The organism is Aeromonas rivuli (assembly GCF_000820045.1).
Lineage (GTDB): Bacteria > Pseudomonadota > Gammaproteobacteria > Enterobacterales > Aeromonadaceae > Aeromonas > Aeromonas rivuli.
The window spans coordinates 206,146-227,245 of record NZ_CDBJ01000100.1; the positions used below are offsets into that span (position 1 = coordinate 206,146).

Consider the following 21,100-nt stretch of genomic DNA (forward strand, 5'->3'; position numbering starts at 1 on the left):
TCACCACCAGCGTCGATGTTTGAGCCAGAGGGCGAGCACCACGGCCAGACTGATCAGAGATGCGCAGAACACCCAGAAGGCGAGCGGACTCTCGGCACCCGGAATGCCCCCCAGGTTAATGCCGAACAGGCCCGTCAGGAAGCTGGCAGGGAGAAACAGCAGTGCCATGACCGACATCTGATAGGCGCGGCGATTTGTCGCCTCCGCCACCATGTTGTTGATCTCGTCCGCCAGCACACCGGTGCGGGCGACCCCTGCATCCAGATCGTCCAACCAGCGCCGCAAGCGGTCGGCAATATCGAGCAGACGGCGCCTGTCGTCCTCCTCGAACCAGCTGATCTTCTCGCTGGCGAGACGCGCGATGAGATCCCGTTGAGGGGAGAGGTAGCGGCGGATCATGATCAGCTGTTTGCGAATGCGGGCCAGCTTCCCCGTGGTCGGCAGATCCCGCTCCAGCACCTGCTCCTCAAGCTCCAGGATCTGATCGTGCAGCTCTTCGACGAACTCGCCGGCGCGATCGGTCAGGGCATCGCAGATCTCCACCAACCAGTCAGCCGGGTTATCCGGTCCGCCACCCAGCTGCAACTGTTCGAACACATCCTTTTCAGACAAGAGAGGGCGACGACGGCTGCTGATGATGAGGTCCGGGGTAATGAAAATACGCAGGGCTACCATCTCTTCGGGTTTGTGATGCTGGTTGTGGTTGATGCCGCGCAGGATCAGCAGCACCGTTTCCCCCATCCGCACCAGCTTGGGCCTATTGCTCTGGCCGAGCAGCGCCTCGCGGGCCACATCCCCCAGCAAGGGAGTCTGCAGTAGCCAGCGGGCCGCCTCAGGGTTACCGTAATCCAGGTGCAACCAACTCGGTTGCTGGGCCGGTAACTCGGCGCCCGCCCCCAGCGGATGCTGGCCACCCTTACCGTCCAGGGCCAGACCATAGATAACATCATTGGGTACCAGATCCACGACACCTCCTCTCAATTGCGCCGGATGACATTGTTCGCCTCTGCCGCAGCATGGCGGCAGTCGCCCAGCTTACACCAAAGCGGGCCCCGACTCAGCTTTGCCCCAAGCCATGATAAGATGAGACATCTTCATATTCTGGATACCAAACCATGCCCATCTGGGTCGATGCCGATGCCTGCCCCACTCCGGTCAAGGAGATCCTCTACCGCGCCGCTCATCGCGCCAAGATGCTGACCACCCTGGTCGCCAATCAGGGACTGAGGGTCCCCCCCTCTCCCTATATCAAGACCCAGCAGGTAGAAAAGGGCTTTGATGTGGCGGATCACGTCATCGCCCAGCAAGTCGTGCCGGGGGATCTGGTGATCACCGGGGACATCCCCTTGGCTTCATGGGTAATCGATGCCGGTGGCGAGGCGCTCAATCCACGGGGCGAAATCTATACCAAGGAGACCATCAAGGCCCGGCTCGGCATGCGTAATCTGATGGAGGAGCTGCGATCTGCCGGGGTTCAGACCGGTGGCCCCGCACCTTTCAACCAAGCGGACAAACAGAACTTCGCCAATGCCCTCGACCGCTGGTTGCAGAAGGGACGCCTCGGCTGACAGGGGCTTAAGCCGGCAGCCATGAGAGTCATCGCCAGCCACGCTGGATTGATCACCCCATGACTGGCTAGATAGGAGGGCAGAAACCGGTCAGCGATGGTTCATGATTCGAGCACTCGATGATCCGAGCCGCGCCTGGGTTCAAATAGTTGCCGACAAACACTGTTGAGCTGCTAATATGCGCCGCCTCTCACCTCGCACCCCGGTTACCATGACAGCCCAAGGGCACCTGATCTTCTCCGTCACCTGCGCCCTGCTCGCTCACAAGCTACCGCTCACTCCAGCCCTGGCCGATGCACATCTGGCCCAGACGGTGCTTGCCGCACTGGTTAGTTCGCTGCTGCCTGATCTGGATCACCCCAACTCGGTTCTGGGTCAGCGCCTGCGCTGGATCTCTATCCCCCTCTCCCGTCTGACGGGGCATAGGGGCTTCACTCACAGCTTGCTGGCGGTGGCATTATGCGTCTGGGGACTGAGCAGCGACCCGATGGCAGGCAAGGTGCCTATCGCGGTTAAGGATGCGCTCATCATTGGCTATCTGAGCCACTTGCTTGGCGACTGGCTAACCCCTGCCGGTATCCCCCTGTTCTGGCCACTCAAACAGCGCTACCGCCTTCCCGGCTGGTCACTCCAGAGCGGTGGCGCCATTGAAACAAGCTTCTGTACCCTGAGCCTGCTGATCGCTGGTTATTGGGTCTACTGAAACCCATCTCCGTCGTGGCCCTCCGGTCGTGCTGATCGCTACCTCTGCCAGCAATACTGGCCTTCCTCTACAGCAAAACAGCGCTCCCGTGATCCCCGGGCAGTCTCACAATCACGCCTAAAAACCAGCCCTGTCCCGAAGAGGATACCCACCACTGATATAACTAATGACGGCACTTTTTTTCAAAAACCACTATTTTTTATTCTACCAGTAGCGTGTGGCGATATTCGAAGACCTCGCCTAAACATATAAAACAAATTAATGTTTTTAATATCAATAGAAGAAGTTAGATACCAAGACAGACCGATTTATTAATTTACCCTCCGAGTTAAACCCTCCTGATAGATATGTTGGGACATGATGAGAAATAACCATTCAAGGCATAAAAAACCAATGGCAGCGTCATCAAAAACCAAAAATTATCATTATAAATCAACGTCATAACCATTAAGAGTTATGTGCGACATCACCAACCTTATTATACGGCTATTCACGTGTTACTAAACGCATATTAACCATTTAATCCATGCAAACGAAGGGTGTATAAGGGGAAATTCCATGAGCAGGATGCTTAATATTTTTCTTCCGATATTATTTACGCTGGCTTTATTCGCCTGTGGCGGGGGGGGTGGTGGCGGAGATGACAGCAACGCTCCCAATCCAGGTCCTGCCAAGAAATTAGCCAGTATCCAAATCACCACCAACCCCGTTGGCACCCAGGCTCGGGCCGAGGTAGATCCCCAGATACCCCTCGGTATCGACACCCAATATCAGGCGACAGGCGCCTACAGCGATGGCAGCACGGAGGATCTCACGACTAAAGTGAGCTGGAGCAGCTCTGTCCCCTCAGTGGCCACCATAGATGAGAGTGGGCTGGCTAAAGCGATGGCGTTGGGACAATCCACCATCACCGCCAGCTATCAAGGAGTCACGAGTAACAGCTCTATGTTTGAAGCCACCAGCGCCATCGTGACCAATATTCAGATCACAGCCCCCGCATCCAAGCTGGCCAAAGGGCTCAAACTGCAGCTAAAAGCCATGGCTACCTTCTCTGATGGCAGCAGCAAGGATATCTCTTCTCAAGCCAGCTGGATCAGCAATCAGCCGACCCTGCTGACAGTCGATGCCAAAGGAGAAGTCACCGGCAAGGCAAGCGGCACCGCCATTGTTACTGCCCACTTGCAAGAAGCGACGGGGCAGATAAGTCTCTCCATCACCAATGCCACCGTGAGTCAGATCCAGATCACCCCCGCCAGTTTGACCCTGGCCAAAGGGATGGCGAAAAAGCTGACTGCCATTGCCACTCTCAGCGACCAGAGCACTCAGGATGTGTCCAGCCAGGTCGCCTGGTTGAGCAGCAATACCAGCATCGCCACCATCAGCACTCTGGGCCTTGTCAACGCCGTGGCGACTGGCAGTACCACTCTGTCCGCCAGCCTGCTCGGCGTCACAAAGAGTCTCAGTCTCACCGTCACCAACGCCACCCTCAATCAGGGCGGCCTGACCATTGCCACCCCGCCTCTGACCCTGATCGCAGGCCTGACAGCTCAACTCGCCGCTACCGGCAGCTATAGCGATGGCACCACTGTGGATGTCACTGCCTCCGTCAGCTGGGTCAGCAGCGATCCCGCTGTCGCCACCGTCAGCCTGACCGGCCTGGTCACTGCCGTCGGCCCTGGCACTGCAACTATCACCGGGACGCTTGACGGGCAAACCGTCACCCTGGTGGTCACAGTCACTAGCGCCACCCTCAACCCGAACGGTCTGTCGATCTCGACACCTCCCTTGACCCTGGCCGCCGGCCTGACAGCTCAGCTCGCAGCTAACGGCAGCTACGACGATGGTAGCAGCCGGGATGTAACTGCCAGTGTCAGTTGGACCAGCAGCGACCCGCTGGTTGCCACCGTCAATCCCTCTGGTCTGGTCACCGCCGTTGCCCCCGGCACCGCCACTATCACTGGCACCCTGGGTGGAGAAACAGCGACTGTCTCGGTGACTGTCACCAGTGCCACCCTCAATCCCAATGGTTTGGTGATTACAACCTCCCCCTTGACCCTGGCTGCGGGCCTCACAGGTCAACTGGCAGCGACTGGCAGTTATAGCGATGGCAGCAGTCAAAATGTCACGACCTCCGTGAACTGGTCCAGCAGCAATACGGCGGTTGCCACCGTCAGCCCCTCTGGTCTGGTCACCGCCGTTGCCCCTGGCACCGCCACCATCACAGGTACCCTGAATGGCGAAACCGCAACCCTGCCGGTGACTGTCACCAGTGCCGTACTCATCAACAGTGGCCTGGATCTCACCACTGGCGCCCTGCTCAATACCCTGCCGGCGGGCACTACGACCCAACTGACGGTCACAGCCACCTTCACCGATGGTACCAGTAGTAATGTGACCACATCGGCGGCACTTGTCAGTGACAGCACAGGGGTCGCTACTGTCTCACCCAGCGGCCTCATCACCGCGGTGGCACCGGGTACGGCAGGCATTACCGCCAGCTATGGCGGCCAATCGAAGGTACTGACCATCACAGTCACCCCGACCGTACTAACCGGCATCCAGATCACACCACCCATCATCAGTCTGGTTGAGACGCTGACCCAGCCTTTAGTGGCCATAGGCCTGTTCGATAATGGCACCACCTCGGACATCACCGATCTGGTGACCTGGACTGTAACACCCGTTAATGCGGCCGTGGTTGGTGCCGATGGTCTGCTGACCGCCTTGCTCGCAACGGCAGGAGGCACGGTTCAGGCCACGCTGACTGGCGTCAATAGCAACTTGGCTCAGCTGGATATCAGTTCGCCCACTCTGGATCGCCTCGAGATCCTGGATGTGCCCGCCAACCTGGTTGCCGGACTGCTCTCCCAGCTCAAGGTGAATGCGGTCTATGACAATGGTCTGGTCGTGGATGTCACCAGTCAAGTGACCTGGAGCAGTAGCAATCCACTGTTGGCGACTGTGGTCAATGGCCTGGTCACCAGTCTGTTGCCTGGCTCGGTTACCCTGACAGCCCAATTGGGGGTTATCGATGAAACGGTGACTCTCAACGTGAGCAACCCCAGCCTCGATAGCCTGACGGTACAGGGGGACTTGAGTACCCTGCCCTTTGGGATCCAGCGCCAGCTGAAAGCCTTTGCCAAGTACTCCAACTCGGCAACACCGGTTGAGGTCACCGATCAGGCTCTATGGAGCAGCAGCAACGCGAGTGTGATTGCCGTTGATAATCTGTTGAACAAGGGGCGGATCGAGGCCAAAGCCAGCAGTGGCACGGCCACCATCAGTGCCAGCCTCAATGGCGTCAACAGCCAGCCGACTGCACCCATCACGGCAGCGCCTTCTACGGTCAACTCGGTCGCGATTCAAGGAGGCGCCTCCGGTACGCTGGTGACAGGCACCAGTGTGCAACTCTCGGCACAGGCCACCCTGAGCGGAGTGGGCAGTCCGCAAGATGTCACCAATCTGACTAGCTGGACCAGTAGCAACACCGCTGTCTTGACTGTGACTCAGCAAGGCCTGGTCACCGCCGTTGGCACGGGCACGGCCACCGTCACAGGCACTTACTCTGGCGTCAGTGGTAGCCAGGTATTTACCGTGTCGGCCGCCTCACTGAGTAGCCTGACGGTGACCTGTACCAAGGGGCTGGTCGTCGAGGTGCTGGGGATCCCGGTTGCCAATCTGATCACCCTGCGGGCCACGGGTAACTACAACAACGGCTCCAGTCAGGATCTCACCAACGTGGCGAGCTGGACCGAGAATGGTACGCTGATTGGCATCAACCTTGGCTCTACCAGAACGGTGCTGTTGAGCGATAACATCGTCTATGTCGCCAGTAAAGATGGTATGACTGGTACTGTTACCGCCCTCAGCGGTTGTAACTAACCGTCGTCACAACTCCGTCAAAGGGCTCCGTGATGGAGCCCTTTTTTTATCCTCATCGCCTCACTGCCATCCCCTTAAACCTCGCTATTGAATGTTCAAAAATCCGCCACATTTCATGCCCACTTCTGGTACAATGCGCGCCCTTAGCGCCACGCGCCCCCCATTTTTCCGAAATAGAGTCCTTTTGTGAACAACAGCGAATTTAGCAGCCTCAACCTCTCTCCTGCCCTGCTTGAGAACCTCGCCAGCCTGGGCTATCTGCAGATGACCCCGATCCAGGCACAGAGCCTGCCCCTGGTGCTCGATGGCAAAGACCTGATCGCCAAGGCCAAAACCGGCAGCGGCAAGACAGCCGCCTTCGCCCTTGGCCTGCTCTCCCGACTTAATCCAAACCGTCTCGACGTGCAGGGGCTGGTGCTCTGCCCGACCCGCGAGTTGGCGGATCAGGTGGCTCAGGAGATCCGTCGACTGGCCCGTACCTTGCCCAATATCAAGCTGGTGACCCTGTGCGGCGGCACGCCGACCGCACCGCAATCCGCCACCCTGGGGTTTGGTGCTCACATCGCCGTCGGCACCCCTGGCCGCATTCTCAAGCATCTGGAGCAGGGCACTCTGGAACTCTCCAGCCTGGAAACCCTGGTGCTGGACGAAGCGGATCGCATGCTGGACATGGGCTTTGGCGAAGACATCAATAAAGTCATCAGCTATGCCCCCGAGCGCCGCCAGACCCTGCTTTTCTCCGCCACCTACCCGGAGGGGATCGCCCAGATGAGCCGCGGTGTGCAGCGCAATCCGGTCGAAGTCAGCGTGGAATCTCTCCACGAAGGCAGCGCAATCGAACAGAAGCTGTATGAAGTGCCCGCCGGTCAGCGACTCGAGGCCCTCAGCTGGCTGCTGAGCCACTACCAGCCAAGCTCCTGCGTGGTGTTCTGCAACACCAAGCGCGCCTGTAACGACGTGGCCGACCATCTGGCCGCCAAGGGCTTCTCGGCACTGGCGCTGAATGGCGATCTGGAGCAGCGGGAGCGGGATCAGGTGCTGGTACGTTTCGCCAACGGCAGTACCTCCATCCTGGTTGCCACCGACGTGGCCGCCCGTGGCTTGGACATCAAGGAGCTGGGCGCCGTCATCAACTTCGAGCTGACCTATGACCCCGAGATCCACGTGCACCGCATCGGCCGTACTGGTCGCGCCGGTCAGCAAGGCCTGGCCCTGAGTCTCTATCAGGGGAACGAAGCCCAGCGCGTCAACTTCATCGAAGAGTACCAACAGGCCCCTATCCCCCATGGCGATCTGGCCAGCATTGGCCGCGAACTCAAGCCGATCGCGCCGCAGATGGTGACCCTCTCCATCGATGCGGGCCGCAAGAGCAAGGTGCGGGCCGGTGACATCCTGGGCGCCCTGACCGGTGAGGGCGGCATAGCCGGTAGTGACGTCGGAAAAATCCAGGTCTCCGAGCAGTATTCCTATGTGGCCGTCAAGCGCCAGGTGGCAAGCGCAGCCCTCAAGCAGCTGCAAGAGGGCAAGATCAAAGGCCGCACCTACCGTGCTCGCAAGCTGGGTTAAGGTTCAGATTGTCGTCAGCCCCATAGAACACAGGCGCCCGTTGCAGGCGCCTGTGTCATCTTCAACCAAACCAGCCCCCATGAGATAACCCATGTCCCACGCTAATCCACCCGAAGTCAGCTGTCAGAACTGCGAGGCCTGCTGCTGTCGCCTCGAAGTGATGCTGTTTACCGACACCGGCGTGCCGGATCGCTATGTGGACGAGATAGAAGGACAGGTGCCCGTGATGCACCGCCTGGAAGATGGTTGGTGCGCGGCGCTGGATCGTAACACCATGATGTGCCGCATCTATGAAGTTCGCCCCCTTATCTGCCGCGAGTTCGAAATGGGTGAGCCCGACTGTGTCGACGAACGGGACAAATGGTTTATCAAGCTGGCCTGATCTGCCAAACCATTGCTCCGCCAGATACCTGTCCCCGAACTCCTTTGAATTTTTCCACTGTTGCCAGGCATCCCCAGCAAATCAGTCCCTCATTCAGAGCCTGAGGTAGAGCCTCGGCTCGCGGCCTGGACCCGGCGGTAATCTGTACAGTTGCGACCGACAAAATATTGCTGTTATCATGCGCGCGCCAAACCTTCCACCAGCAAGAAGGTTTCTATTTTTTGCCGAGGAGTGTCATGTGAATAATAAGGACGTGAGTCATTACCAAAGGATCTGGCGCTGGCACTTCTACGCAGGTCTGTTTGTTGCCCCCTTTCTGATCCTGCTCTCCCTGACCGGGATCATTTATCTGTTCCAGCCCCAGCTGGATAGACTCATGTATTCCGAGCAACTCGTTGTCGTGCCGGGCGAACCCCGTATGGATGCAGACTTTCTGGTCAACAAGGCCCATGGCTCCTTGCCTGATAGCCAGATAGTGAAGTACATCCCGGCCCCGGCTCCGGATCGCAGCGACCAATTGGTGGTACGCCAACAGGATCGGGAACTGACTGTCTTCATCGATCCCATTCGTGGCACCCTGCTCGGTACCCAAGATAATCACTATAACCTGCAGACCATTGCCCGGGCTCTCCATGCCGAGCTCATGCTGGGCACCATAGGCGATCGACTGATCGAGCTGGCGGCGGGCTGGGGGCTGGTACTGCTTGGCACAGGTCTCTACCTGTGGTGGCCACGCAAGGGACCCGGCATGCAGGGCTTGCTCTGGCCTAGGCGGGATCAGCAAGGCCGTCTCTGGTGGCGGGATATGCACGCAGTCGTCGGCTTCTGGGGGGCGGGTTTCCTCGTGTTGCTACTCTTGACCGGCATGACCTGGACAGGTTTTTGGGGAGCTAAGTTCGCCGGGGCATGGAATAGCTTCCCGGCCCAGATGTGGGATCAGGTACCAAGCTCAACGCCGCTGGCTCGCAGCCTGAATCACGCTCACGAACAGACGGTTCCCTGGGCGGTGGAAACCCAGCCGATGCCGACATCGGTTGCTCACGACCAGGATGTAAACCAGGCACAGAACGCCGCCATGCAGGAGTCTCCCGCCCACGATCATAGCGCCATGAGCCATGCGAGCGGCCCGGCCGAGCCCGGTCGCATCAGCTGGCAGCAGGTGCTGGCAACCGCCGAGGGCCGCCAGGTGCAACCCGGCTATAGCATTACGCCACCTTCAGGTTCCAAGGGTGTCTTCACTCTGGCGCTGTTTGCCGATGATCCCCGTCACGATGCCACCCTCCACCTGGATCAATACAGTGGCAAGGTGCTGGCAGATGTACGCTGGCAGGACTACAACCTGATCGCCAAGACGGTGGAAACTGGCGTCATGCTGCACATGGGCAAGATGTATGGCTGGCCCCATCAGTTGGCCATGCTGCTCATCTGCCTGATGGTCTTGCTGAGCGCGGTCAGCGGCCTCTGGATCTGGTGGCGTCGCCGCCCGGCTGGCCGACTCGGGGTACCTCCCCTGCCCACTCCCCTGCCCTCCCTACGCGGAGCCCTCTTCTTGCTGGCCTTGCTCGGTCTCGCCTTCCCTCTGGTCGGCGCTTCCATGCTGGTCATCTGGCTACTCGACAGCCTGTTGCTGAGTCGCCTCGGGGCTCCCATGGCCAGGTTGCGATGACCCCAGGTTGAAACAGGCCCCCTTATGGGGCCTTTTTTATCCCTCCAACGCCAGAATTTGTCCGCTCTCACATTGCGCCCCGCACGGGCATATACCGGCAACCGCCCCTGCATCCCGAGGATGCAAACCCGTTCACTTCCCCCGGTCACTTTATCCCCACCATGAACACTGGGCATGGAGGGTATTTTCCCCTATGGTGGCGAGCGCGCAGGGATGTGTAACTGCAAGCCTGACCCGGAGGATGGGGGTAGCATGAAAATGCGAATAAACCACTGTGTCGCCTCCTCGATTGCAACCTTTGCCCTTCTGCAGTGTCTTACCGACGACAATAAAATAATGCCTGAGGAAACAGGCATATACAGGCTCATATCAGGAACCCTTAATGAAACAGCTCAAACAGTGGCTAGGCCCCTTCTGGCCTTTTGCCTGCTTCTCTTTACTCGCTCTCGCCATGCTCAGCCTCTCTCGAATGGGACTGGCCCTCTGGCAGGAAGATCGCGTCAATGCCGTCGCAGGCTGGGGTCCCATGCTGCTGCAGGGGATCCGGGTCGACTTCGCCACCCTCTGCTGGTTGTGGGGCGTCCCCGCCATGTTCACCATGCTGCTGGCAGGTCCCCATGGGATAGGTCGCGCCTGGCTCGGGCTGATGCGTGTCTGGCTGACTCTGGGATTGTGGTTGATGGTCTTTCTCGAGATCTCGACGCCCTCCTTCATCACCGAATACGGTGTCAGACCCAACCGTCTCTACATCGAGTACCTCATCTATCCGAAAGAGGTGCTCTCCATGCTGTGGGCCGGCCGCAAGGCAGAACTGCTGCTTTCTCTGTTGATCAGCCTGTTGACCCTCTGGGGAGGCTGGCGCCTGGCCGGGCATCTGCTCAAGGATCTGGCGCTGCCCCGCTGGTACCTGCGTCCTGCCTTCGCCTTGCTGATCCTGGCCATAGGTTTCCTTGGCGCTCGTTCCAGTCTGGGCCACCGCGCCCTCAATCCGGCCATGGTCGCCTTCGCTGACGACCCCCTGGTCAACGCCCTGACTGTCAACTCCTCCTACTCGCTGTTCTTCGCCATCAAGCAGTTAGGCAACGAGGAAGATGCGGCCAGCATGTATGGCAAGCTGCCGGATGAGCGGGTCATCGAGCTGGTCCGCGCCGAGAGTCGTCGCTCTGCTGCCGCCTTCGACTCGGCCAGTCTGCCGAGCCAGAGCTTCAACCTGGCCAGCCACCAGGGCAAACCGAAGAATCTGGTCATACTGCTGCAAGAGAGTCTGGGTGCCCAGTTCGTGGGTTCCCTCGGTGGCCTGCCCCTCACCCCCAATATCGATGCCCTGAGCAAAGAGGGTTGGGCCTTCAACCAGCTCTACGCCACCGGCACCCGCTCGGTACGCGGCATAGAGGCGGTGGTGACCGGCTTTACCCCTACCCCGGCTCAAGCCGTCGTCAAGCTGGGCAAGAGCCAGACCAACTTCTTCACCCTGGCGGATCTGCTCAAACAGCGTGGTTACAGCACCAGCTTCATCTATGGGGGTGAGAGTCATTTCGACAACATGCGCAGCTTCTTCCTCGGCAATGGCTTTAGTAAAATCGTCGAGCAGAAAGACTTCCTGAACCCCGTCTTTGAAGGTTCATGGGGCGCGTCGGATGAAGATCTGATGGCCAAGGCCAATGACACGTTCGAGGCCCTGCATAAGGAAGGAAAACCCTTCTTCAGTCTGGTATTCAGTTCCAGCAACCATGATCCCTTCGAGTTCCCGGACAACCGCATCGAGCTGTTTGAGCTGCCCAAGGCGACTCGCAACAACGCCGCCAAATATGCCGACTACGCCATCGGTGAGTTTTTCAAGCGAGCCAAGCAATCCGACTACTGGAAGGACACCCTGTTCCTCATCATCGCAGACCATGACAGCCGGGTCGGGGGCGCCAGCCTGGTTCCCATCCCTCGCTTCCATATTCCGGGCGTCATAGTGGGTGGCGGCCTGGCGCCCAAGCAAGATGCACGCATCGTCAGCCAGATAGACATGGCGCCGACCCTGCTCTCCCTGATGGGGGTCAGCGCCAGCTACCCCATGCTGGGGCAGGATCTGACCCGCACGCCAGACGACTGGCCCGGGCGAGCCATCATGCAATACGACAAAAACTTCGCCCTGATGCGGGGCAAGGACGTGGTGATTCTGCAACCGGAGCAACCGGCCGAGGGGTTCGTCTATGACGCAACCAGGCAGACCCTGACCCCGACGCCTCAACCCGATACCCTGAAAGAACAGGCTCTGGGATTGGCGCTGTGGGGCAGCATGGCCTATCAGAAAGGACTCTATCGCACCGCACCTGAGGCTGAGACGACGCTCAAGAAATAGCAGTCAGGAGGGCCATGGCCCCCATCAATAAAAAACCCGCCAACTGGCGGGTTTTTTATTGACCCGAGCTGGCTCAGGTTGTCAGAAAGCAGGGTAAAGAGCGGCTGAACCTGTGTTCGAATACCAGGGATGTCTCGAGGTGAACCACCTCTTCCCGGGAGGTGAAGTGATCGAACACGAAGTTGCGCAGGTGTTCCGTATCGGCAACGCACAGATGCACCAGGAAATCATCCTTGCCTCCCATGTGAAACAGGCTGATCACCTCGGGCAACAGCAGGATGGCATCGCGAAACTCATCGATGATCTGGCGGCTGTGACGCGCCAGCTGCAAAGAGACCATGGCCTGGATATGCCCGCCAAGGGCCTGATGATCGACCTCGCAATGGGCCCCCTTGAGCACCCCATCTTGCTGCAATTTACGCACCCGCTCCAGACAGGTGGAGGGGGCCACCCCGACCAGGGCCGCCAAGTCCTTGTTGGTCATGCCAGCATCACGAAACAGGTGTGCCAGGATATCCAGATCCAGCTGATCCAGGTTTCTCATCTCTACTCCTTGAACCGATCAAATTGCTCCAACTCTGCCCGACAACCGAGCTAAACACAACGCAGAAGACGCCTGGTCACCCTTCAGGGTCGTGGCCATATGCAGGCGGCCGGTGTCAGGCTAGATGAAGGTAAATTCAGATTTATCCCTAGACCACCAAATAAATGTTTGCTTTTTGCACAAGTTAGCGACATAGTACGCGCCGGCTAGTTAATCAGCCCTGTTTATGTTTACCCTGCAATGCTTCACCTCACGATGAACCCTGTCAGTATCCGCATAACCTTCTTCTGATTTACTCGCCTTGAGAACCGTCAGGCTGTCTGCCTGCGTTGCCCGGCTCTCACGGTGCAGACCCGATCTGCCCACCCAAATGAACTATGCATCCGCATACTCTTTTGCGCATTCCTTGAAAAGTGCAGACGCCCCTCATCAGGGCTGGGTATTCCTGCGCGCTTGTCGACCACGCTGCCGACCGCGTCCATTAACCTGACATTTGCCAACACAAGGAGCAAACACTTAATTTATATAGAGAAATACCATGATGAAAGCCATACACACACACAAACCCCTGCGTCGTAGCAAGCCCATCAACTTGCCACCCATGGATCCGAGCCCCGGCTACCTGATCCAGTTCAATACCCGTTTCAGCGGTGGCTTTGCCATCCAGTGCGACGGCTTCCCTGCCGAGTTCTCCATCGAAGACCTCGACTAACCGGGTTCATATAGCCGCCAGCCGAAACAGACAGGCCACCCCCAGGGGTGGCCTGTTGCGTATCGAATCTGCTACTTTCAGCCGGCAGGCTCGAGCAGCAGGCACTCGTCAGCATCCTCGCTCAATCTGATCAGACCACGTTGCACCAATCCCAGCTTGGCCAGCAGTGCCAGTGAACTCTGGTTGCCCGGCGTGACGATGGCGATGACTCGCACAATCCCCAACCTTTCCCGACCATCCTGCAGGGCCGCCTTCGCCGCTTCTATGCCATACCCCTGACCGCGATAGGCAGGCAGGAAGGCATAACCTATGTCTTCGCAGGGCAGGGTATCGCGTTTGACCAGCCCGCAGATGCCAAGCTTGGCCCCATCACTCTTGCGCGCCACCAGGTAGAGGCCAAAGCCATGCTGGCCATAGCTCACCCTGGGCCCCTGCTGAATATATTGCTCGGCCCCCGCCAGATCGCGCACACCGCGATCGCCGATGAAACGATGAAAGTCGGGATCATTGAGCAGTTCAAGAATGAAGGGGGCATCACTGGCATCGAGTTCGCGCAGGGACAGGCGATCGGTGTGGATCATGGTTCTCTCGTGGCTTGAAGGCAGAAATTGAGGCCCTCAAGCCTGCACCCGAGGGGGACAGATGACAAGCAGCACACCCTGAAATCCTGGCCTGGATCGGGTTTCCTGCTGGCCCAGTTCGCCCCTTGACCTGGGTTTCGCCACGCGGACCGGACTCGGCATCTCAGGCAGGCTATAATAGCGGCCCTTGTTTTCTACCCTGCCCACGCCGGGCGCCAAGAGCCAGACCATGACCGACCATAACCAAGATGCCACCGAATTTTTCGACGAACAGACCCTGCTGGAAACAGTGGAGAACCAGTTGGCCGAGGGCAATCCGCTCCAGGTCAAGGCGACCCTGATGCGCCTCACCATGAAGGGCATGGCCCGGGAAGAGGCGCTGCAATATATCGCCTGTGCCCTCGGTGCCGAGCTGATGGCGATGGATGCAGATCAGGGACCCTTTAACCTGGTTCGCTATGGCCAGTTCCTGGACAGCCTGCCCGAGATGCCCTGGGCCGAATAGTCTCTTGCCTGGGCCAAACATCAGCCAGGCCCAGGGGAGCATCCGCTCGGCAACCAGGTAGAATTCCCCCGCAACCATTATCATTACTCCCACCGGATTGAGGAGATGTGAACATGCGCTGGCAAAACCGTCGTGAGAGCAACAATGTCGAGGATCGCCGCCAACAGGGGGGCGGCAACGGAGGGGGGCTGCCCATCGGCGGCAAGGGACGCTTGATCCTGCTGGTGGTGGTCATGGTTGCCGGCTACTACGGGGTGGATCTCAGCCCGCTGCTCAACGGCACGGATCCCAGTCAGTCGGTGGCGCAGCAACCCGCTCCCAACAAGCAGGGCACAGCCCCCGCCAATGACGAGCTGGCGCGTTTCACCTCGGTGATGCTGGCCTCGACCGAAGATACCTGGGAGCAGATCTTCCAGGCATCCGGCAGCCAGTATCAGCCCCCCAAGCTGGTGCTCTATCGCGGCGCGACTCGCACCGGTTGCGGTCAGGGCCAGTCGGTGATGGGGCCCTTCTACTGCCCGGCTGACAAGTCCGTCTATATCGATCTCTCCTTCTATCAGGACATGAAGACCAAGCTGGGGGCCGATGGCGACTTCGCCCAGGGTTATGTGGTCGCTCATGAAGTGGGTCATCACGTCCAGAATCTGCTCGGTATCTCTACCAAGGTACGCAAACAGCAGCAGGGGCTGAGCCAGGTTCAGCAGAACCAGCTGTCGGTCAGGCTGGAGTTGCAGGCTGACTGCTTCGCCGGGGTCTGGGGACATCAGATGGAACGCGAGCAGATACTCGAGCGCGGTGATCTGGAAGAGGCGCTCAATGCCGCCCAGGCCATTGGGGACGATCGCCTGCAGCAGCAAGGCCAGGGGCGCGTGGTGCCAGACAGCTTCACCCATGGCAGCTCGGCCCAGCGCCTAGAGTGGTTCAAGCGCGGCTTCGACAGCGGCGATCCTGGTCGTTGCAACACCTTCGCCAATCGCTGACTGGATGGAAAAAAGGGCCGGATCCCGCCAGGATCCGGCCCTTTTGCCATCTCGAGCCCGCTCGGGCGAACTAGCCAGGCGGAGGGTTGATGGCATCGGCGGGCAGCAGATCGGTGAACACGAAGCCGTCCCGGATCACCGTCTCACCGACCAGGATCTCGAGGGGCCGCAGGAACATGGGGCCATCGACCGCCAGGGTGTGAAACTCCCCCCGCTCGCCGCAAGGATCCACATCCGCAGGCAGTGCCGCCAGCAGCGCCTCATCAAAGCCATGCCCCCCCAGGCTGGCAGGCAACTTGCCCGGATCCAGCGTGCTGATATGGGCCCTGAGCCCGGCCGCCATCATCTCCCTTGCCAGCAGACGGGTATCGCTGCCCCAGAGTGGGAACAGCGCCGTGATGCCCGTACTGGCCAGTTGTTGCTCACGATAGGCCCTGACGTCCTCCAAAAAGAGATCGCCAAACGCCATGTGGGTGATGCCCCGAGCCCGCACCCCGGCGACAAATTCCCCCATGATGCGGGCATACTCTTCGTTGCTGCACGGCCAGGGCAGCATGATCTCGGTGAGCGGTAGGCCGACGCACTGCGCCTGGCGCTGCAGCAATTCGCGCCGCACCCCATGCATGGCCACCCGTTCGAATGCCTGATTCAGGGTGCAGAACAGGCCCACCACCTCAAAGTCGGGATCCTGACGCAGTCGATGCAGGGCCCAGGCGCTGTCCTTGCCGCTGCTCCAGGAGAGCAGGACCTGTGTAGGGGGCCTATCCATTTCGTTCATTCGCTTCTCTCTTCATGGTCAACACGAGGTTGCAAGACTGTATTGCACATTGTGCGATTTACAGCTGGGGACACAAAAGCATACTCTCGACGCTGAGCGTATCCCCGTGAGCGGGGAACAATAACTAAAAAAATGATGGGGAAACATAAGGATATGACAACAGCCACGCATGCTGATGGCCACACCCGCCCACTGAACCGGCAGGATTACAAGACCCTGAGCCTGGCGGCGCTGGGCGGCGCCCTCGAATTTTACGACTTTATCATCTTCGTCTTCTTCGCCGTGGTGATAGGCGAGCTCTTCTTCCCACCCGATATCCCCGAGTGGCTGCGCCAGTTCCAGACCTTCGGCATCTTCGCCGCTGGCTACCTGGCCCGCCCTCTCGGCGGCATCATCATGGCGCACTTTGGCGATCTCATCGGCCGCAAACGCATGTTCACCCTGAGCATACTGCTGATGGCCTTGCCGACCCTGTTGATCGGCTTGCTGCCTACCTATGCCACCCTCGGCATTGCAGCCCCGCTGCTGTTGCTGCTGCTGCGGATCCTGCAAGGGGCCGCCATCGGCGGCGAAGTGCCGGGGGCCTGGGTCTTCGTGGCCGAGCACGTGCCCGCCCGCCGGGTTGGCCTCGCCTGTGGCACCCTCACCGCCGGCCTGACCGCGGGCATACTGCTCGGTTCTCTGGTGGCCACCGCCATCAACCGCGGTATGAGCCCGAGCGATGTCAGCGACTGGGGTTGGCGCCTGGCCTTCATCCTTGGCGGTCTGTTCGGCATCGTCGCCATGTACCTGCGCCGCTGGCTGCACGAGACCCCGGTATTTGCCGAGATGCAGGCCAACAAGGCCCTGGCCGCCGAACTGCCGCTCAAGACGGTGCTGCGTGAGCACAAAGGCAGCGTGCTGATCTCCATGCTGCTGACCTGGCTGCTCTCCGCCGGCATAGTGGTAGTGATCCTGATGACCCCCTCCTATCTGCAGAAGCTGCATGGGGTCAGTCCGGCCGATGCGCTGTCAGCCAACTCCCTGGCCATCGTCGCCCTGACTCTGGGCTGCATCTGCTATGGCCGTCTCATCGACAGCCTGGGCAGCGGCCCCACCTTCATGCTGGGCTCCCTGCTGCTGGCGGTGGCCAGCTACAGCTTCTATCACGGTCTGCTGGGCGGGACTGAACAGCTGATCCCTCTCTACACCCTGGTCGGTTTCGCGGTCGGCATTGTCGGCGCTGTCCCCTATGTGATGGTGAATGCCTTCCCGGCCGTGGTGCGCTTCTCCGGGCTGTCGTTCTCCTACAATGTGGCCTACGCCATCTTCGGCGGCCTGACCCCCATGCTGGTCACCCTCTGGATGAAGGATGACGTGCTGGCTCCTTCTCACTATGTGGTGGCCTTGTCACTCCTGGGTTTCCTGCTCGGCCTCTTCCTCTGGCTACGAGATCGCAGCGCGCGTCAGAGTGCCCCCCAGGTCGCATAAAGCCTCCTGGAGAACGCCAGAAGCCCCGCCATGGCGGGGCTTCTTTATGCTGTGTCCATCGAGTGAAAGCGGCATAATATAAGCACTTCTGATGCCGGGGCAGGCCATTTCGTCCCGCGCCACCACCATCCTAACGAGGCTACTCATGTTTTTTCAGGTTGTACTGCTGACCCTGCTGGCCCTGTTGCCCATGGTAAACCCGCCGACCACGGCGACCCTGCTGCTGGGTCTGAGCAAGGGCATGTCCCGGGAGCATGTACGCCGCCAGATCAATCTCGCGGCCATCTATCTGTTTGCCACCCTCTGCGTCAGCTTCTTCATCGGCTCTTCCATCCTCGACTTGTTCGGTATCTCCATACCGGGACTGCGCCTGGCCGGCGGCCTCATCATCGGCTTCATCGGTTTTCGCATGCTGTTTCCGGCCCCGCCCCAGGCCGGTGAGACGGACACCAATCAGAGCATCGCCTTCGTGCCGCTTACCATGCCCAGCATGTGCGGCCCTGGCACCATGGCGCTGGTGATCAGTGGCGCCGCCCAGATTGCGGATCTCTCCACAGAGACTCCCCGCCTCCCCATCTACGGCGGGGTTGTGGTCGCCTTCGCCCTGATGAGTCTGTTCAGCTGGGCCGTGCTCAAGCTGGCGGATCCCGTCTGCAAGCTGCTGGGTGAAACAGGCATCGATGCCATGACCCGCATCATGGGCTTCTTGCTGGTCTGCATGGGGATGCAGTTCTGCATCAACGGCATCAAGGAGGTCGCCCAGGATCCGGTATTCCACTCGGCACCCTCCGCCCAGCAGGCTCCCGCCCCCTTGTCGGAGCGGCTACCCGCCAAACCATGATCGTCAGTGTTACCCAATGCAAAACCCCGGCCTGAGCCGGGGTTTTTTATGGTCATGAGCGCCAGCATCCAGACTTACTGGGTACCGCCCACAGTGAGCTGATCCAGCTTGAGGGTCGGCTGACCGACCCCAACCGGCACACTCTGCCCCTCCTTGCCACAGACGCCAACCCCGCGATCCAGCGCGAGATCCCGGCCCACCATGGAGACCTGGCTCATGGCTTCCGGGCCATTGCCAATCAGGGTGGCCCCCTTGATGGGGGTGGTTATCCTGCCATCCTCGATGAGATAGGCCTCGGAGGCGGAGAAGACGAACTTGCCGGAGGTGATATCCACCTGGCCGCCGCCAAAGTTGGGGGCATAGATGCCCTTCTTGACCGAGGCGATGATCTCCGCAGGATCATACTGACCCGCCAGCATGTAGGTATTGGTCATGCGGGGCATCGGCAGGGCGGCATAGGATTCACGACGACCATTGCCCGTCGGCGCGACCCCCATCAGGCGGGCATTCTGCTTGTCTTGCAGATAACACTTGAGGATCCCGTTCTCGATCAGCATGTTGTAGCCGCCGGGAACCCCTTCATCATCGATGCTAACCGAGCCGCGACGCCCCTGCAGGGTGCCATCATCGACGATGGTGCAGTGTTTGGAGGCGACCTGCTCACCGATACGACCGGCGAAAGCGGAGGATCCCTTGCGGTTGAAGTCCCCCTCCAGGCCGTGGCCCACCGCCTCGTGCAGCAGCACACCGGGCCAACCGGAACCCAACACCACCGGCATGGTACCGGCCGGGGCATCGATGGCCTCCAGATTGACCAGCGCCTGGCGTACCGCTTCGCGCACGAAGCCGAAAGCCCGGCTCTCAAGGCCATCGAGTTCCAGGAACCAGTCATAACCAAAGCGGCCACCACCACCGGCGCTGCCCCGTTCGCGGCGCTCGCCCCGTTCCGCCAGCACTGTTACCGAGAGGCGCACCAGAGGGCGAATGTCGGCGGCCAGGGTGCCATCAGTGGCCGCCACCAGGATCTCTTCATAGACCCCATTGATGGAGGCCATCACCTGCGTCACCGTCGGATCCAGACTGCGGGCAAACTTGTCCATCTGCTCGAGCAGGGCAATCTTCTGGTGCTTGTCCAGGGTCTGCAAAGGATCCAGGGCGGGATAGAGCAGGTTGGCCGAGGTTCTGGCCCAGGCCTTCACCTTGCCCTGACTGCCTGCGGCGGCGATGCCACGGGCGGCGGTCACGGATTGCTCCAAAGCGCGCAGACTCAGCTCATCGGAGTAGGCGAAGCCGGTCTTCTCACCGCTGACGGCACGCACCCCGACCCCCTGGTCGATGTTGTAACTGCCGTCTTTGACGATGCCATCTTCCAGCATCCAGGACTCATGCCAGCTGCGCTGGAAATAGAGATCGCCAAACTCCACCTGGTGGCTCATCAGGCTGCCGAGCAGCTGTTGCAAGCGGCCTTCATCCAGCCCATTGGGCGCCAGCAGGGAGGCACTCACCTGATTCAATAGACTCAATCTTTCTCTCCACTCTCGATGCGAGACGTCGTAACGGTGAATTCATCCGGTGTGGCCCGGTGACAAGTTCGTATTCGTAGGGTGCAATGAACAAAGTGAACTGCATCGCCAACCCAAACATAGACACAGGTGCAATGCGCTTCGCTTGTTGCACCCTACGTCAATCAAGCAACCGGGCGTGGTGCACTATCGGCAAACGACTGCGTTTTAGTTCTTCACCTCTTCACCACACCATCAGAGCAAGCGGGCGTGTTGCAGCACGGGCATGGTGCGTTTCAATTCGTCGACAAGCCCGGGATCCATCTTCACCAGCACTGTGGCGGGGCCCGCATCCTGGCAGGCCAACACCCGCCCCCAGGGATCGATGATCATGCTATGGCCCCAGGTCTGGCGGCCCGTCTCGTGGCTGCCGCCCTGATTGGCCGCCACCACATAACACTGGTTCTCGATGGCGCGGGCCCGCAGCAGCGGCTCCCAGTGCGCCTCCCCCGTCACGGCGGTAAAGGCGGCAGGCACCAGCAACACCCGGGCCCCCTGGGCGCTCAGCCGACGATAGAGCTCGGGAAAGCGCAGATCATAACAGATAGAGAGGCCGAGGGGGCCAAAGGGCGAGTCAGTCAGGCTGACCTCCCGACCCGGGCTGAAGGTCTCGGACTCCCGGTAGCGACCATGGTTGTCCGCCACATCCACATCGAACAGATGGATCTTGTGATAGTGACCTCGGCGGGCCCCCGCCGGATCGAACACCAGGGAGCTGGTGTGGATATGGCTCGAGCCCGGGATCCGAGTCGGCATGGCACCAGCCACCAGCCAGATGCCATGCTCCTGAGCCCAGCTGGCCAACTGGGACTGAATGGGCCCCTCGCCAAGGCGCTCGGCCCCATCGAGATAACCCTGCCGTTCGCCAAACAGGGCGAAGTTCTCCGGCAGCAGCACCAGCAAGGGGCGCGCCGGGGGGAGCTCGGCCAGCAAGCGGGCAATCTGCGCCCTGTTATCGGCCCAGTGTCGTCCCGAGATCAACTGCATTGCGCATAGCCACATGACTCACT

General features: G+C 59.9%; 18 protein-coding genes and 1 pseudogene. 13 read left to right on the forward strand and 6 right to left on the reverse strand.

The window, feature by feature from the left end; genetic code table 11:
- A complete protein-coding gene (gene zntB, locus BN1130_RS20720) occupies positions 1-966 on the reverse strand; it encodes a zinc transporter ZntB (protein WP_042044329.1) in 966 nt (321 codons plus the stop codon).
- Between the two features lie 149 nt (positions 967-1,115).
- Here zntB and BN1130_RS20725 point away from each other — a divergent pair, with 149 nt between their 5' ends.
- The 8 genes and pseudogenes from BN1130_RS20725 (at position 1,116) to BN1130_RS20760 (ending at position 12,117) form a co-directional block, all read left to right on the forward strand.
- The gene (locus BN1130_RS20725) at positions 1,116-1,568 is read left to right on the forward strand and encodes a YaiI/YqxD family protein (protein WP_042044330.1); all 453 of its coding nucleotides are present in this window, start codon (positions 1,116-1,118) and stop codon (positions 1,566-1,568) included.
- A gap of 211 nt (positions 1,569-1,779) precedes the next feature.
- Positions 1,780-2,271: a metal-dependent hydrolase gene (locus BN1130_RS20730; protein WP_042044426.1), complete on the forward strand. Its 492-nt coding sequence runs from the start codon at positions 1,780-1,782 to the stop codon at positions 2,269-2,271.
- Positions 2,272-2,838: 567 nt separating this feature from the next.
- Positions 2,839-3,180 (forward strand): annotated as a pseudogene (locus BN1130_RS23250) (Ig-like domain-containing protein); the annotation flags it as partial.
- A 36-nt stretch (positions 3,181-3,216) separates the two neighbouring features.
- A complete protein-coding gene (locus tag BN1130_RS21400) occupies positions 3,217-6,153 on the forward strand; it encodes a beta strand repeat-containing protein (protein ID WP_232302091.1) in 2,937 nt (978 codons plus the stop codon).
- Positions 6,154-6,339: 186 nt separating this feature from the next.
- Positions 6,340-7,719, forward strand: coding sequence for an ATP-dependent RNA helicase DbpA (dbpA, locus tag BN1130_RS20745; protein WP_042044331.1), 1,380 nt, complete (start codon positions 6,340-6,342; stop codon positions 7,717-7,719).
- A gap of 91 nt (positions 7,720-7,810) precedes the next feature.
- A complete protein-coding gene (locus BN1130_RS20750; protein ID WP_042044332.1) occupies positions 7,811-8,101 on the forward strand; it encodes a YkgJ family cysteine cluster protein in 291 nt (96 codons plus the stop codon).
- 238 nt (positions 8,102-8,339) lie between these two features.
- Positions 8,340-9,767: a PepSY-associated TM helix domain-containing protein gene (locus BN1130_RS20755; RefSeq protein WP_042044333.1), complete on the forward strand. Its 1,428-nt coding sequence runs from the start codon at positions 8,340-8,342 to the stop codon at positions 9,765-9,767.
- A 382-nt stretch (positions 9,768-10,149) separates the two neighbouring features.
- Complete coding sequence (locus BN1130_RS20760) at positions 10,150-12,117, forward strand: LTA synthase family protein (RefSeq protein ID WP_042044334.1); 1,968 nt, start codon at positions 10,150-10,152, stop codon at positions 12,115-12,117.
- Between the two features lie 73 nt (positions 12,118-12,190).
- Here BN1130_RS20760 and BN1130_RS20765 read toward each other — a convergent pair whose 3' ends face one another.
- Entirely contained in the window at positions 12,191-12,661 is a 471-nt protein-coding gene (locus tag BN1130_RS20765) for an Lrp/AsnC family transcriptional regulator (protein WP_042001133.1), read from the reverse strand.
- A 538-nt stretch (positions 12,662-13,199) separates the two neighbouring features.
- Here BN1130_RS20765 and BN1130_RS22770 point away from each other — a divergent pair.
- A complete protein-coding gene (locus tag BN1130_RS22770) occupies positions 13,200-13,373 on the forward strand; it encodes a hypothetical protein (RefSeq protein ID WP_198135319.1) in 174 nt (57 codons plus the stop codon).
- 77 nt (positions 13,374-13,450) lie between these two features.
- Here the strand turns inward: BN1130_RS22770 and BN1130_RS20770 are convergent, their stop codons facing one another.
- Positions 13,451-13,954: a GNAT family N-acetyltransferase gene (locus BN1130_RS20770; RefSeq protein ID WP_042044335.1), complete on the reverse strand. Its 504-nt coding sequence runs from the start codon at positions 13,952-13,954 to the stop codon at positions 13,451-13,453.
- 229 nt (positions 13,955-14,183) lie between these two features.
- Between BN1130_RS20770 and BN1130_RS20775 the strand changes: the two genes are divergently transcribed.
- Both BN1130_RS20775 and ypfJ read left to right on the forward strand, forming a co-directional pair.
- A complete protein-coding gene (locus tag BN1130_RS20775; protein ID WP_042044336.1) occupies positions 14,184-14,459 on the forward strand; it encodes a hypothetical protein in 276 nt (91 codons plus the stop codon).
- 113 nt (positions 14,460-14,572) lie between these two features.
- Positions 14,573-15,439, forward strand: a complete 867-nt coding sequence (gene ypfJ, locus BN1130_RS20780; protein ID WP_042044337.1) for a KPN_02809 family neutral zinc metallopeptidase — start codon at positions 14,573-14,575, stop codon at positions 15,437-15,439.
- A 70-nt stretch (positions 15,440-15,509) separates the two neighbouring features.
- Here ypfJ and BN1130_RS20785 read toward each other — a convergent pair whose 3' ends face one another.
- A complete protein-coding gene (locus BN1130_RS20785) occupies positions 15,510-16,217 on the reverse strand; it encodes a Dph6-related ATP pyrophosphatase (RefSeq protein WP_042044338.1) in 708 nt (235 codons plus the stop codon).
- 153 nt (positions 16,218-16,370) lie between these two features.
- Between BN1130_RS20785 and BN1130_RS20790 the strand changes: the two genes are divergently transcribed.
- Together BN1130_RS20790 and BN1130_RS20795 are read left to right on the forward strand one after the other, a co-directional pair.
- Positions 16,371-17,687, forward strand: coding sequence for an MFS transporter (locus BN1130_RS20790; RefSeq protein ID WP_042044339.1), 1,317 nt, complete (start codon positions 16,371-16,373; stop codon positions 17,685-17,687).
- Positions 17,688-17,832: 145 nt separating this feature from the next.
- Positions 17,833-18,528: a MarC family NAAT transporter gene (locus tag BN1130_RS20795; RefSeq protein WP_042044340.1), complete on the forward strand. Its 696-nt coding sequence runs from the start codon at positions 17,833-17,835 to the stop codon at positions 18,526-18,528.
- 74 nt (positions 18,529-18,602) lie between these two features.
- Here the strand turns inward: BN1130_RS20795 and tldD are convergent, their stop codons facing one another.
- Together tldD and BN1130_RS20805 are read right to left on the reverse strand one after the other, a co-directional pair.
- On the reverse strand, positions 18,603-20,051 hold the full coding sequence (tldD, locus tag BN1130_RS20800; protein ID WP_042044341.1) for a metalloprotease TldD: 1,449 nt from the start codon (positions 20,049-20,051) through the stop codon (positions 18,603-18,605).
- A gap of 234 nt (positions 20,052-20,285) precedes the next feature.
- The gene (locus tag BN1130_RS20805; protein ID WP_042044342.1) at positions 20,286-21,092 is read right to left on the reverse strand and encodes a carbon-nitrogen hydrolase family protein; all 807 of its coding nucleotides are present in this window, start codon (positions 21,090-21,092) and stop codon (positions 20,286-20,288) included.
- Positions 21,093-21,100: the final 8 nt, after the last annotated feature.

Coding starts and splice junctions, on each gene's coding strand:
- BN1130_RS20725 (WP_042044330.1), top strand. CDS start 1,116: ATGCCCATCTGGGTCGATGCCGATGCCTGCCCCACTCCGGTCAAGGAG.
- BN1130_RS20730 (WP_042044426.1), top strand. CDS start 1,780: ATGACAGCCCAAGGGCACCTGATCTTCTCCGTCACCTGCGCCCTGCTC.
- BN1130_RS21400 (WP_232302091.1), top strand. CDS start 3,217: ATGTTTGAAGCCACCAGCGCCATCGTGACCAATATTCAGATCACAGCC.
- BN1130_RS20750 (WP_042044332.1), top strand. CDS start 7,811: ATGTCCCACGCTAATCCACCCGAAGTCAGCTGTCAGAACTGCGAGGCC.
- BN1130_RS20760 (WP_042044334.1), top strand. CDS start 10,150: ATGAAACAGCTCAAACAGTGGCTAGGCCCCTTCTGGCCTTTTGCCTGC.
- BN1130_RS20765 (WP_042001133.1), bottom strand. CDS start 12,661: ATGAGAAACCTGGATCAGCTGGATCTGGATATCCTGGCACACCTGTTT.
- BN1130_RS22770 (WP_198135319.1), top strand. CDS start 13,200: ATGATGAAAGCCATACACACACACAAACCCCTGCGTCGTAGCAAGCCC.
- BN1130_RS20770 (WP_042044335.1), bottom strand. CDS start 13,954: ATGATCCACACCGATCGCCTGTCCCTGCGCGAACTCGATGCCAGTGAT.
- BN1130_RS20775 (WP_042044336.1), top strand. CDS start 14,184: ATGACCGACCATAACCAAGATGCCACCGAATTTTTCGACGAACAGACC.
- ypfJ (WP_042044337.1), top strand. CDS start 14,573: ATGCGCTGGCAAAACCGTCGTGAGAGCAACAATGTCGAGGATCGCCGC.
- BN1130_RS20785 (WP_042044338.1), bottom strand. CDS start 16,217: ATGAACGAAATGGATAGGCCCCCTACACAGGTCCTGCTCTCCTGGAGC.
- BN1130_RS20790 (WP_042044339.1), top strand. CDS start 16,371: ATGACAACAGCCACGCATGCTGATGGCCACACCCGCCCACTGAACCGG.
- BN1130_RS20795 (WP_042044340.1), top strand. CDS start 17,833: ATGTTTTTTCAGGTTGTACTGCTGACCCTGCTGGCCCTGTTGCCCATG.
- BN1130_RS20805 (WP_042044342.1), bottom strand. CDS start 21,092: ATGTGGCTATGCGCAATGCAGTTGATCTCGGGACGACACTGGGCCGAT.